The organism is Amycolatopsis sp. 2-15 (assembly GCF_030285625.1).
GTDB lineage: Bacteria > Actinomycetota > Actinomycetes > Mycobacteriales > Pseudonocardiaceae > Amycolatopsis > Amycolatopsis carbonis.
In genome coordinates this window covers 7,884,270-7,896,499 of sequence record NZ_CP127294.1, presented here as the reverse complement: position 1 = coordinate 7,896,499, position 12,230 = coordinate 7,884,270, and the positions used below count along the sequence as shown (strand labels likewise).

At 71.2% G+C, this 12,230-nt stretch carries 15 protein-coding genes; 11 read left to right on the top strand and 4 right to left on the bottom strand.

Annotated elements, in window-relative coordinates:
* Nucleotides 1-6: 6 nt before the first annotated feature.
* The 4 genes from QRX50_RS39110 to QRX50_RS39095 are packed head-to-tail and all read left to right on the top strand — an operon-like array spanning nt 7 to nt 3,256.
* Nucleotides 7-825, top strand: a complete 819-nt coding sequence (locus QRX50_RS39110; RefSeq protein ID WP_285968100.1) for a polysaccharide deacetylase family protein — start codon at nt 7-9, stop codon at nt 823-825.
* On the top strand, nt 822-1,508 hold the full coding sequence (locus QRX50_RS39105) for an SDR family NAD(P)-dependent oxidoreductase (RefSeq protein ID WP_285968099.1): 687 nt from the start codon (nt 822-824) through the stop codon (nt 1,506-1,508). The genes QRX50_RS39110 and QRX50_RS39105 overlap by 4 nt, the downstream gene beginning before the upstream one ends.
* Before the next feature lie 33 nt (nt 1,509-1,541).
* The gene (locus QRX50_RS39100) at nt 1,542-2,609 is read left to right on the top strand and encodes an ABC transporter substrate-binding protein (RefSeq protein WP_285968098.1); all 1,068 of its coding nucleotides are present in this window, start codon (nt 1,542-1,544) and stop codon (nt 2,607-2,609) included.
* Nucleotides 2,610-2,662: 53 nt separating this feature from the next.
* A complete protein-coding gene (locus tag QRX50_RS39095; RefSeq protein WP_285968097.1) occupies nt 2,663-3,256 on the top strand; it encodes a hypothetical protein in 594 nt (197 codons plus the stop codon).
* 9 nt (nt 3,257-3,265) lie between these two features.
* Here the strand turns inward: QRX50_RS39095 and QRX50_RS39090 are convergent, their stop codons facing one another.
* The gene (locus QRX50_RS39090; protein WP_285968096.1) at nt 3,266-3,475 is read right to left on the bottom strand and encodes a DUF1345 domain-containing protein; all 210 of its coding nucleotides are present in this window, start codon (nt 3,473-3,475) and stop codon (nt 3,266-3,268) included.
* A gap of 48 nt (nt 3,476-3,523) precedes the next feature.
* Here QRX50_RS39090 and QRX50_RS39085 point away from each other — a divergent pair, with 48 nt between their 5' ends.
* The gene (locus QRX50_RS39085; protein ID WP_285968095.1) at nt 3,524-3,784 is read left to right on the top strand and encodes a hypothetical protein; all 261 of its coding nucleotides are present in this window, start codon (nt 3,524-3,526) and stop codon (nt 3,782-3,784) included.
* Here the strand turns inward: QRX50_RS39085 and QRX50_RS39080 are convergent.
* Nucleotides 3,742-4,524 carry a methyltransferase domain-containing protein gene (locus QRX50_RS39080; protein WP_285968094.1) on the bottom strand — a complete coding sequence of 261 codons (783 nt, stop codon included), beginning with the start codon at nt 4,522-4,524 and terminating at the stop codon, nt 3,742-3,744. The two genes, QRX50_RS39085 and QRX50_RS39080, sit on opposite strands and share 43 nt — an antisense overlap.
* Nucleotides 4,525-4,534: 10 nt before the next feature.
* Nucleotides 4,535-5,155, bottom strand: coding sequence for a hypothetical protein (locus QRX50_RS39075; protein ID WP_285968093.1), 621 nt, complete (start codon nt 5,153-5,155; stop codon nt 4,535-4,537).
* A 138-nt stretch (nt 5,156-5,293) separates the two neighbouring features.
* Between QRX50_RS39075 and QRX50_RS39070 the strand changes: the two genes are divergently transcribed.
* The 5 genes from QRX50_RS39070 to QRX50_RS39050 are packed head-to-tail and all read left to right on the top strand — an operon-like array spanning nt 5,294 to nt 10,026.
* Nucleotides 5,294-6,013 (top strand): SDR family NAD(P)-dependent oxidoreductase, encoded by a 720-nt coding sequence (locus tag QRX50_RS39070; RefSeq protein ID WP_285968092.1) that lies wholly within the window; start codon nt 5,294-5,296, stop codon nt 6,011-6,013.
* A gap of 19 nt (nt 6,014-6,032) precedes the next feature.
* The gene (locus tag QRX50_RS39065; protein ID WP_285968091.1) at nt 6,033-7,334 is read left to right on the top strand and encodes an MFS transporter; all 1,302 of its coding nucleotides are present in this window, start codon (nt 6,033-6,035) and stop codon (nt 7,332-7,334) included.
* A gap of 8 nt (nt 7,335-7,342) precedes the next feature.
* The gene (locus QRX50_RS39060) at nt 7,343-8,491 is read left to right on the top strand and encodes a C45 family autoproteolytic acyltransferase/hydrolase (RefSeq protein WP_285968090.1); all 1,149 of its coding nucleotides are present in this window, start codon (nt 7,343-7,345) and stop codon (nt 8,489-8,491) included.
* Entirely contained in the window at nt 8,488-9,321 is an 834-nt protein-coding gene (locus QRX50_RS39055; protein ID WP_285968089.1) for a polysaccharide deacetylase family protein, read from the top strand. Before QRX50_RS39060 ends, QRX50_RS39055 begins: the two co-directional genes overlap by 4 nt.
* Nucleotides 9,322-9,324: 3 nt before the next feature.
* Nucleotides 9,325-10,026, top strand: coding sequence for an SDR family NAD(P)-dependent oxidoreductase (locus QRX50_RS39050; protein WP_285968088.1), 702 nt, complete (start codon nt 9,325-9,327; stop codon nt 10,024-10,026).
* On the opposite strand, the gene QRX50_RS39045 is transcribed toward QRX50_RS39050, so the two are convergent.
* Nucleotides 10,019-11,671: an ABC transporter substrate-binding protein gene (locus tag QRX50_RS39045; protein ID WP_285968087.1), complete on the bottom strand. Its 1,653-nt coding sequence runs from the start codon at nt 11,669-11,671 to the stop codon at nt 10,019-10,021. The two genes, QRX50_RS39050 and QRX50_RS39045, sit on opposite strands and share 8 nt — an antisense overlap.
* Before the next feature lie 83 nt (nt 11,672-11,754).
* Between QRX50_RS39045 and QRX50_RS39040 the strand changes: the two genes are divergently transcribed.
* Nucleotides 11,755-12,222, top strand: coding sequence for a hypothetical protein (locus QRX50_RS39040; protein WP_285968086.1), 468 nt, complete (start codon nt 11,755-11,757; stop codon nt 12,220-12,222).
* Nucleotides 12,223-12,230 lie beyond the last annotated feature (8 nt).

Below are 12,230 nucleotides of genomic sequence, written 5' to 3'. Positions count from 1 at the left end.
CCGCCGATGCCCACTCCCGTTCTGCTGACCTTCGACCTCGACGCCGAGCTGCTGTGGACCGCACGCGACCCGGCCGGTGACCGGAAGCCGGTCTGGCTGTCGCAGGGCCACTACGGGCCGAAGGTCGGGCTGGCGCGGATCCTGGCGCTGCTCAAGCGGTACGAGCTCGCGGCGACGTTTTTCGTGCCGGGCCTCGTGGTCGAACGGTACCCGGCGCAGATCGAGGCCATCCTCGAAGCCGGGATCGTGATCGAGCACCACAGTTACACCCACGAATGGTCGGACAAGCTGGGACCCGAGGCCGAGCTTGAGGAGTTCCACAAGGGCTGGGACGCGATCGTGAAGGCGACCGGGCGCGAGCCGCGCGGCTGGCGCTCGCCGGCGGGCGAGCTGACCGCGGATTCGGTGCGGTACCTGGAACAGTTCGGGATGACGTTCTCGTCGAACCTCTTCGACGCCGACACCGCGCACCTGCTGGCCGACCAGGGACGCACCACCTCGATCGTCGAGCTGCCCTTCGCGTGGGTCCTCGACGACGCGCCGTTCTTCCTCTACAGCAACCGGTTGCCGGGCCGCACGATGGCGGCGCCCTCGGCCGTCGCCGAGTCGTGGACGCGCGAGTACGACGGGATTTCGCAGGAGGAGGGCACCCACTTCATGCTGGCCATGCACCCGCAGGTGATCGGACGCCCGTCGCGGCTGTGGGCGCTGGAGGAGACGATCAAGCACATCCTGGCCGCCGGCACGGGTGAGTTCGTGTCCTGCGCGGACTACGCGGACCGCGTGCGGCCGGCGCTGCTCGCGGAAGCGGGGCTGGCGCCGTGACCGGGGTCGCCGTGGTCACGGGCGGCGCGAGCGGCATCGGCGCGGCGGTGGTGGAAGGGCTGGCGAAGCGCGGCTTCTCGGTCGTCGTGGCCGATGTGGCGGCTTCGCCACCCACGGATGTGTCCTCTTCGGACAGTGTCGCCGCGCTGGCCGTCCGGGTGGCCGCCGAGCACGGCCGGTGCGACGTGCTGGTGAACTGCGCGGGCGTGGTCGCCGTCGGCGACGTGCTCACGGTGTCCGAAGAGGACTGGACGCGCGCCTTCGACGTGAACGTCACCGGCGTGTGGCGCACGGCGCGCGCGTTCATCCCGTTGATGACCGGTGGGGGAGCGATCGTGAACGTCGCCTCGGCGGCCGCGTTGCGCGCGATCCCGGAGATGCCCGCCTACGTCGCGTCGAAAGCCGCGGTGGTCGGGCTGACACGGGCGATGGCGATCGACCACGCGCCGCAGGGCATTCGCGTGAACTGCGTGTGCCCGGGCCTCGTCGACACCCCGCTCGCGCGCCGCACCCAGGAGCAGCGCGGTGGCGAGGCGCGCGCGGCCGTGCGGAACTTCGAACCGTACCTGGTGAAACGCACCGCCGAAGCGGCCGAGATCGCCGAGGCCGTGGTGCTGCTCGCCACCAACCGCTACGCCACCGGCGCGACGCTCGCGCTCGACGGCGGCCGTTCCCTGCACTAGCTCCCCACCGTGCCGACCAGCTAGGAGACCACCATGCCGACCCTCGACCGCCGGGGCTTCCTCCGGCTCACCGGCGCCGCGGCGGGCGCCGCCGTGCTCACCGCCTGTGGCCCCAACATGGCGGGCAAACCCGGCTCGTCCGGTGGCGGGCTGAAGATCAACAGCTTCGGCGGCACGTTCCAGAGCGCCGTGCAGAGCACCGTCGCCGATGCGTACACCACCAAGACCGGCGTCGGCGTCGACCTGATCACCGCGATCTCGAGCGACGCGCTGACCAAGATGCGCGCCGCGAACAACGCGTTCGACCTCGCCTACCTCGACCTGGCGCCGCTGTACCAGGCGAAAGCCGCCGGGCTGCTGCAGAAGCTCGACCGCGCGCAGCTGCCGTCGCTGTCCGAGCTGTACCCGCTCGCGGTGGACTCCGGCGGCTACTGGGTCGCCGAGCTCGCGTCGATGACCGGCATCGTCTACCACACCGAGCGCGTGAAGACGCCGCCGAAGTCGTGGAAAGACCTGTGGGACCCGAAGTACCGCGGCAAGGTCGCGATCTCGAACGTCAGCGGCACCGCCGGCTACCACTTCCTGGCCATGGCCGCCCGGCTCAACGGCGGCAGCGAGACCGCGATCGACCGGGGTTTCGCCGCGATCGCGTCGCTGAAGCCGAATCTCGCCGCCATCTACAGCACTCCCGACGAGATGAGCAAGCTGCTCACGAGCGGCGAGGCCGACATCGGCGTCTGGTACGCCGACCGCACGAGCGCCCTGAAATCCAGCGGCGCGCCCGTCGCGTTCGTCCGGCCCCAGGAAGGCGCCACCGCGATCCTGTCCGCGATGTGCCTGCCCGCGGCGAGCAGCCGCGCGAAGGACGCCCACGCGTACCTGGACTTCCAGATCTCCTCGGCCGTCAACGGGAAGTTCGTGCAAGCGATCGCGGAAGGCCCCACGAACAGCAAGGTGACGCTGCCGCAGCAGTTCCTGAGCGCGAACTACGTGCCCTACGGCCAGCAGGAGATCTCGTCGCTGATCCAGCTCGACAGCGAAGCGATCTCCAAGAACCTCTCCGCCTGGATCACGCGGTGGCAGCAGGAGGTCGCGGGCTGAGCCGCGCCCGAAACCTGCTTGTCCCGCCCGGCGCGGGGCCGTAATTTGGGACAATGGGGCGGATTCCGGCGGTGGCGCAGGCGGCGGTCGTGGGTGCTCCGGGCACCGCGTACTGGTGGCTGCTGGTCGCCGGCAGCGGCGCGATGGTGCTCGGGTTCGTGGTGAGCACGGTCTGCTACCGGGCGGCCTGCCGGTGGGGGTCCCGGGGCTTCGAAACGAGCAGCCTGTTCGTGGGCTTCGCCGCGGTGGCGGGGATGGTCGCGGCCCTGTGGGGTGGGATCGAGATCGTCTCCGAGGCGCCGAGCGGCCCGCCCGCCGGCACCGGCGAGTTCCTCCTCCTGCTCGTGGCGGCCCTCGTCATCGGGGCGGTCCTGGCCGGGATGATCGCGCTGGAGCGCACCGCTCGGGTTCCGCCGGAGCTGGTCTCGGTCGTGTCACTGGACCCCGTGCCGGTGGTTCCCCTCGCACTCGCCGTCCTCGCCGCGGTGGGGACGGCCGTGCTCGCGGCACTGGGCGTGGCCGGCGTCCTGCACCTGAGCGTGATGACGACCGTGGCGTGGGTATACGTGGGCGCCGGGCTTCTCTTCGTCGGGGCGCTCGTGCTCATCGCTCTGATGTGGACGTTGGCCGCGATCTTCGACGCGTGAGCACCCGGTTCAGATCTGGGTGAACACGCCGATCGCCGTGCCCAGGATGGCCGTGTTGCAGAAGAACGACACGACGCCGTGGACCAGGACCGTGTAGTGCAGCTGCCGGTCCTGGACCTTCACATCGGACGCCGCGAAAGAGGAACCGACGGTGAACGAGAAGTAAGCGAAGTCCATCAGGTTCGGGCGGTCCGTGCCGGGGAACGACAGAACCGGCACGTCCGCGCGCTGGTGGTACAGGGTTACCGCTGGTACGACACGAACCACGTGAAGCGGTTGTTCCGCTTCGGTTTCGGGCTCACCTACCCGTCCTTCGCCTACCGCGACGCGACCGTGCTGCCGGATCCGCGCGGCGGCCTGAACGTCGGCGTGACCGTGACCAACACCGGCTCCCGCGCGGGCGCCGTCCTGCCGCAGGTCTACCTCGGCGCGAGCCCCGACGTCCGTGAACCCGGCCGATCTGTCGTTGCGGCGGACGGTGGATGTCACGGGGCGACCGCGGTGAACAGGTACCGGTTGAGGCTGTAGAAGTACGCATTGCGGTCGGCCCGCTCCCGCAGGTCGGCGAGCCACGCTTCGGCCTCGGCCGTCGTGACCCCGCGGCGGCCGGCGACGAACTCGGCGACGATGTGCATCTGGGTCGCGCTGAAGGAATCCGGTGTCAGCTCGGGGTTCAGGATCGGGTGCACGTGGTGCCCGGTCACGCTGAAGCCCGCGCGCTTCAGCAGCGCGGACAGCTCGCGCGGCAGGCGCGGGTGCGCGAGGTGCTCGTCCCACGCGTCGAGGACCCGGCGGTGCCGTTCGAGGTCGGAGGTGTGCCACACGAGCGAGTCGGCGTCGGTGTCGAGGATCAGCGCCCGCCCGCCGGGCTTGAGCACGCGGCGCAGCTCCGCCAGGGCGGCCGGCACATCGGGCACGTACTCGTAGACCTGCGTGGACACGGCCGCGTCGAACGTGTCGTCCGGGTAGGGCAGCGCGGTCGCGTCGCCCTCGTCCAGGTGCACCCACGGCAGCTCTCCGGTGCGCGCGGCGGCCAGCGCGTTCATCGCGGCGCTCGGGTCGAGCCCGTGCGCCGCGCCCGAAGGGCCCACCGCCCGCGCGATCGACTCCAGCAGGTACCCCGGCCCCGACCCGACGTCCAGCACCCGCTCGCCCGGCCGCGGCGCCAGCAGCGCCAGCACCACGTTTCGCTGCGCCACGACGTCCGGGCTCGCGTACAGCCGGTCGGTGCGCTTCGCGCCTTCGTCGTCGAACTGCAGCATCGCCATGCGCCCGACCCTACGACGAGAGCAGGTCCATCGAGAACCCGAAGACAAAGATGGCCAGGCCGATCCATTTCAGTCGCGACTCGAGACCTTCGCGGGTCCTGAGCTGCCCGAGCGTGGTCACCACGAACGCCTCGACCAGCAGCAACCCCAGCACGTACCCGCCGCCGCCCAGCACAACGCCCCCGACGAGTGGGGAGAGGATGACGATGAGCATCAGCTCGATCGGCAAGGGCATGGGGTCGTTCGGCGGTGCGTACGCGTAGTGAGTTTCGGCGAAGAGAAAGAACGCCAGTACGGCGGTGCCGGTGAACCACGCCACCCGCAGCCCCTTCTCGTGCGCTTCCGGGCGGGCCGCGACCGGGGCCGCGCCGGCCGGGACCGGGCGGCGCAGAACAGCCCACACCCAGTAGGGCACCCACCGCGCCAGCCTCCGGCGCCGGTGGCGCAACGAAGCGTGGAAGGTCTCCATCCGCTTGCGCCCCAGCAGGTCGATGACGACCGTCAACCCGCCGAGGAACTCCAGCGTCTTCCCGATCCGGCCCCACCACAACACGGCGAGGCCGAACACGCGCAGCTGCGCCGTGTCGTGGCCGGCGAACCATTCGCGCCACGCGTGCAGCAGATCCCACATCCCGACCCCCAGTGGTCGCTGCGATCTTCGCAGCCGAGTCAACCCCCGTGGCGACGCGCATCGGTCGAACGACCGATGCCGGGCCGGGCCCGCCCGCCTACCTTCCCCGGCACCGTCGTCGATCGGGAGGAGACACGAGTGGACACGCTGGCGGTGGTGACCGGCGCGGCCGGAGGGCTCGGGGCCGGCTTCGCGGACCGCTTGGCCCGTGCGGGGGCGACCGTCGTCCGCGCCGACCTGCGGTTCGACGGCGCCGACAAGGACCGGGTGCATCTCGACGTGACCGACCCGGCGTCGTGGGAGCGGCTGCGCGACCACGTGCACGAGCACTTCGGGAGCGTCGGGCTGCTGGTGAACAACGCGGGCGTCAGCGCGCGCGACGACCTGCTGTCCACCTCCGACGACGACTTCGCCCGCGTGCTGGCCGTGAACGCGTTCGGCCCGTGGCGCGGCATCAAGACCTTCGCCGACGACCTCGCCGCTACCCGGGGCGCGGTCGTGAACGTGGGCTCCATCTACGGCGTCACCACGCCCCCCGGGGGCGAGGGGACCGTGCCGTCGTCCGTGGCCTACCAGATGAGCAAGGCCGCGGTGCACCAGCTGACCAAGGTCGCCGCCGTGGAGCTCGCGCCGCGGGGGATCCGCGTGAACGCGGTGCTGCCCGGGGTGTTCCGCACGGCGCTACTGGAACACCTGCCGCCCGAGGCGTTGCGCGCCCGCGTCGACGGTGCCCCGATGGCGCGCGCGGGTGAACTCGGCGAGCTCGCCGACGTGCTCGCCTTCCTCGCCGGCCCGGAGTCCTCGTTCGTCACGGGCGCGCTGGTGCCCGTCGACGGCGGGTACCTGGCGGCGTCCTGACCCTTCCCGAGGAGGAACCATGACCGCGCACCCCGCGCACGCCGCCACGGAGGCGGACACCCCGAGACTCCAGCTGAGGGCCGTCGTCTCGAGCAGCATCGGCAATCTCCTGGAGCAGTACGACAACCTTGTCTACGCGTACTCGGCCGTCTACCTGTCCGCGCAGTTCTTCGCCGGTGACTCGTTCTCGTCGCTGCTCTCGACGTTCGCCGTGTTCGCGGTCGGTTTCCTCGCCCGGCCGGTGGGCACGGTGGTGTTCGGTCACATCGGCGACAAGGTCGGCCGCCGGCCCGCGCTGATCCTGAGCGTGATCCTCATGGGCGCCGCGACCGTGCTGGTCGGCCTGCTGCCCGGCTACGCGACGATCGGCCTGGCCGCCCCGATCCTGCTCGTGGTGCTGCGCCTGTTCCAGGGCTTCGCGGTCGCGGGCGAGTGGGCGGGGTCGGCGACGATGCTCGTCGAGTACGCCCCTCCGAAGGCCCGCGGCCGCTACGGCAGCCTCAACCAGGTCAGCACCGCCGCCGGCTTCCTCGTGGCCGCCGGGGTCGTCGCGCTCAACTCGCTGTTCTGGACCGAGCAGAGCATGAAGGACTTCGGGTGGCGCGTCCCGTTCCTGGTCGGTGCGCTGACGGCCGTCGTGGCGCTCGTGCTGCGCTTCGGCCTCGAAGACACGCCCCTCTACCGTGCGGAGAAGGCCGCGGGCGAGGTGAGCGCGAGCCCGCTGCGGCTGGCCCTGCGCACGCAGAAATCCGCCATGGCGCTGGGCTTCTTCTTCACCGTGAGCTGGACCGTCGCGTACTTCTTCTTCCTCACCTACCTGCCGACGCACCTGAAAACGCAGGTGAAACTCGACTCCGGCACGGTCGAGGCCTCGAACCTCGTCGCGCTCGTGGTGCTGACCGTCGCCATCTACCTCTTCGGTGTGCTGTCCGACCGGATCGGGCGCAAACCGTTGCTGCTCATCGGGTCCGGTGGCTTCATCGTGCTGACGTTCCCGGTGATGTGGCTGTTCCAGACCGGCAGCACGGCCGGCGCCTACCTCGGCCAGATCCTCATCGCGCTCGTCCTCGCCGCGTTCTCCGGACCCGGGCCGGCGGCGCTGGCCGAGCTGTTCCCCACCAACGTCCGCTACTCGGCGCTGGGCATCGGTTACAACTTCTCCGTCATGGCCTTCGGCGGCACCGCCGGCTTCATCGCCACCGCGCTGATCGACGCCACCGGCAACGCGCTCGTGGTGGCCGCACTCCCGACCGCCGCGGCGATCATCACCTTCGTGGCCGTCTGCCGGATGCCCGAGACCTACCGGACCGAGCTGAAATGAGCACCGCCATGACCACTCCGCGAATGATCGTCGTGCAGGGCAGCTACCGGCAGATGGGCGAGCAGCTCGGTGCGCAGACCGCCGAGCTCATCGAACGCAGCCTCGCCACCTACGTCGGCCGCTTCCACGACGACGCCGGCCTGTCGGAGGCCGACATCGACCGCTGGGGCCGGATCTACCTCGACGTCGCCGAGTCCTACGTCCCCGAGATCGCGGCGATGCTCCACGGCATGGCCGAAGGCTCCGGCCACCCGGCGCACCGCCTGGCCGCCCTCAACGCCCGCACCGAAATGCTCTACGGCACCGGATACCGCGACGAAGGCTGCACGTCGGTGTCCGTGCTGCCGCGCTACACCGCCGACGGTCACACGCTGCTCGCGCAGAACTGGGACTGGCACCCGGAGCAGGCCGAGGTCACGTTCCTGCTGGCCACGCGCGACGAGTCCGGGTTCTCCGTGCTGTCGCTGACCGAGGCGGGCATGTTCGCCAAGAGCGGCCTCAACTCGGCGGGCCTGGGCGTGTGCGCGAACCTGCTGATCTCCGACCTCGACCACGGCGGGCGCGGCGTGCCGTACCACTACCTGCTGCGCGGCGTGCTGCAGTCGCCGACGATGTCCGTGGCGCACAAGCGGTTGCTGCCCGTCGAGCGCATCTCCTCGGGCAACGTGCTGCTCGCCGACGCGGGCGGCGAGTCCGTCGACTTCGAGCTCGCGCCCGGTGTCTTCGGCACGCTGCTGCCGGAGCAGGGGCTGATCACGCACTCCAACCACTTCCAGGCGAACCTTCCGCTGCAGGACAAGAAAGCGGCCACGAGCGCGTTGACGCAGCTGCGGCCGGCCCGGGCCCGGCACCTGCTGGAGCCCGCGCTGGACGAGCGGCGCGTGCGGGTGGCCGACGTCGTGGCGACGCTGCGCGACGAGTGGTCGTTCCCGGACGGCATCTGCCGCCACCCTGACCCGGACGTGCCTGCGTCCGAGAAGTTCTGCACGGTGTACTCGCTGGTCATGGACCTGACCGAGCGCGTGCTCTGGATCGCGCCCGGCCCGCCGAGCCGGCACGCCTACACCCGCTGGGACCTCGACCGGCTCTTCGACGGCAACCGCGCCGACGTGGCCGTCCGCACCGAGTTCGAGCCCGAGGAGGCCGCCGTCGCATGAGCCCCACTGTCTGCTTGACGTTCGACTTCGACGCCATCTCCCTGTGGATCGCGCGCGGTCAGGTGACGCCCGGGCCGGTGTCGCGCGGGGAGTTCGGCGCGTACGCGATCGGCCGCATCCTGGACCTGCTGGGGCGCCACTCGGTACCGTCGACGTTTTTCATTCCCGGACATACTTTGGAGACGTATCCGGCGCAGTGCTCGGCCGTTGCCGCGGCGGGGCACGAGATCGCGCTGCACGGCTACGCGCACGAACCTGTGTCCACTTTGGATCGTGACGCCGAGCTGGCCGTGAACCGGCGCTCGGCGGCGTTGATCGAGGAGCTCACCGGCGCGCCGCCCGCCGGGCACCGGACACCGAGCTGGGACTTCACCGACAACACGATCGAGATCCTCGGCGAGCTCGGCGTGGAGTACGACTCTTCGTTGATGGGCACGGATTTCGAGCCGTACTTCGCGCGTTCGGGGGACTTCAACGATCCCGACCGTGCCTATCGGTTCGGGGCCGCTTCCTCGATCGTCGAGCTCCCGGTGTCGTGGACGCTCGACGACTACCCGCACCTGGAGTACCTGCGCCTGCCACAGGGCGTAATGCCGGGGCTGCAGGACGCGGACGCGATGTTCGAGCGGTTCCTGCGAGACGTACGCTACATGACCGAGACCGTGCCCGACGGCGTGGTCACCGTGACGCTGCACCCGCAGGTCGTCGGGCGCGGTGCGCGGATGGCAGCGCTGGAGCGGTTCGTCGTCGGCTGCCGGGCGCTGGGTGTGGCGTTCGAGCGTTGCGTGGACGTCGCCAGGCGGTTCCGGCCGGTCCTCGAAGGACGGTGACCGGTGGCGAAATCGGCGCTGCTGCTGGGTTCCCGCGGTGGGCTCGGCCGGGCCATCGGCTCGCGGCTGACCTCGGACGGGTGGACGGTCGTCGGCGCGGACCTGCCCGAGCTGGATCTGGCGCGGCCCCAGGTGGCTTCGGCGGTGGCCCGGTTGCAGAGTGAGCACGGTGGGTTCGACGCGCTCGTGCACGCGGCGGGGCTCTATCCGGCGGCGCCGGTGTCGAACGGCGACGAGGACCTGTTCGACCGGGTCCTGACAGTGAACGCGCGCTCGGCGTTCGCGGCGGGCGCGCAGTTCGTGCGGGAGTGCGTGGCCGCGGGCCGGCCCGGGGCGATGGTGTTCGTCAGCAGCGGCGCGGCGACGCGGGCGCGGCCGGGCACCGCCGTGTACGCCGCGTCGAAGGCCGCCTTGGACGCGTTGGTGCGGGCGTTCGCGCTGGAACACGGGCGCGACGGCATCCGCTGCAACGCCGTCGCGCCGGGGTTCGTCGACGTCGGCTCGCAGGTGAATCCCGTGCCGCGCTCGTACGTCGAGGGTGTCGAGGCGGCGAGCGTGAGCGGGCGGCTGGGCCGTCCCGACGAGATCGCCGCCGCGGTCGCATGGCTGCTGAGTGAGGACGCGTCGTGGGTCAACGGGCGCTCGGTGCCCGTGGACGGCGGGGACGGCATCGGGTCGGTCACCGCGCCGTCGTGGCTCAGCTGAGCAGCGCCGGGGCCAGGCGGCGGTGGGTGCCGCCTTCGATGCGGTAGACGAGGTGGGGGTGGCCGCGGGTCGGGTCGCCGGTGTCGTCGGGGTAGCTGAGGCCGCGCTGGCCGCGGCCGAGGAACTGGTGCGCGCCGGTGACGCCGAACGACGCGACCGACCGCAGCTGCCGCCGCACCGCGGCGAAGTCCCACGGCCGGCTGACCTGGCTCCACACCTGGGCGAGCACGTTGACCATGTCGAAGTGCACCGCCGCGGCGCCCAGGCCGGGTTCGCCGCCGTAGGCCGCGCGGTAGCGCTGTTCGAACGCGTGGCAGGCGGGGCTGTCGACGTTGCCGATCACCGTCGACCACAGCAGCCCGTCGGACAGCGAGCGGAACCGGCCCGTGAAACCGGGGGAGGCCGGCGACCAGGCGACGTGCACGAGCGTGCGGTCGCGCAGCGGTTCGGCGGCGGTGAGGAACGCGCGCAGCGTCGGCTCCGGGAAGCTCGACAACGAGACGGCGTCGGCTTTCGCCCGCTCCAGCTGTCGCACGACGCTGGTGAAGTCGCGGGTGTGGTCGGGCACCGGCTCGGCGAGCACCAGCTCCCAGCCCGCCGCGGCGGCGTGCCGCTCGACCTGCTCCGGGATCGACGCGTCGAACGTGCTCTCGCGCGGCAGCACGGCCAGCCGGCGGCGGCGCCCGTGGTCGAGGTGGGGGAGCGTGCGCAGAAGCCCTGGCACGTAAGCGGATTCGGTGGAACAGACCTGGAACACGGCGCCGAGGCCGCGCGGGTCGGCGTGCACGTCGTCGGACAACGCGGGCCCGGTCATGCTGTGCAGCACGGGCGCCCCGGCCGCGGCGGCCGTCGCGATGGCTTTGCGCGCGTAGCCCAACGGGAAGTTGCCGAACACGACGGCGTCCACGCCGCGCGCCGTCAGCTCCTCGACGGCGTCGAGCAGGCCTTCCGGCGTCGCCCCGAGCACGAGGTGCTCCACCTGCCGCCCCGCGACGCCGCCCCGCGCGTTGAGCTCGGTGACGGCCAGTTTGTCGCCGCGGCGCATCGCCACGACCTCCGGTCCGGCCGCTGCCGCGTAGACCGCGCCGATGAGCGCCGGGCGGGGTTTGGTGGTGCGTGGATTCGCTCGGGGTTTCTTGTGCAGGAGGGACAACAGCGTCGCCGGCAGCACCAGTTCGCCGTCGGGCAGGGGTGCCGCGTAGGCGTCGTGCTCGGCCAGCAGCGTCGCCACGGTGACGCGCGAGTTCGTGCCGGTCTTGGTGAAGATGTGCTCGAGATGCGTCGCCACGGTCCGCCGTGAGCACTGCAGCGCGTCGGCGATGTCCTGGTTGCCCAGCCCACCCGCGACGCCCGTGGCCACCTGCAGCTCGCGCACAGTCAACCCGAACGGCGCGGCACTGTCGACCACGTCCAGCCGCGCCAGCCGCTCACCGCCGTCGGTGACGTCCACGGTCACCCGGCGCACCACGTTGTCCGCGACGTCGAGGTACTGCACCACCTGCCCCCCCAACGCGCGCACGGCCCGCTCGGCCACGGTGACCAGGTCCCGCCGTCTCCGGAAGAACGCCTGGTCACTGCCCGTTCCGGCCCCGGCTTCCGGCTGCAGCCACCGCCGCGCCGTGACGTCGTGCTCCCGCGTCACCACCAGCCGTCTCCCTTCGTGGGGCAGAGGGGGAGTATCCCAAACGCGGGGCAGTTCGGCGCTGTCGTTCGTCGTCGCTGGGTAGGATGCTTCAGGACGAATCGGACGTATGGGGGAGTGCGATGGGATCTGCGGCGTTTCCGGGTGCCGGGCTTGCCGATTCGGACTACGGCGGCGCGCTGACGGCGTTCTTCGACCACGGCATCCTCGTCGTCGAGGACGTCGAGACGCCGGGCCGCCACGAAGACTGGGATTCCGACACCGAGCCGTTCCACCTGGATGTCGACTCCCTCTACGTCGCGGTCCTCGCCTCGGTTGACGGTCCCGTTCGCGTCGACGTCTTTCATTGCGGACCTCCGGCGGAGTTCACCGACGGGCTGGTGCTGAAGCTCGAGGGCGTTCTCGAGACGCCCTCGGCCAGAGTGGTGGTGCAGGACCTGGACGATCACGCCGAGCTGCGCGTCGGCGTGTTTTCCCGCGCGCAGGACCTGAAGGTGTTCGTCAATGACAGCAAATGGGTCGACCGGGTTGTGATCGTCCTGACGGCACGGTGAAGCACGGT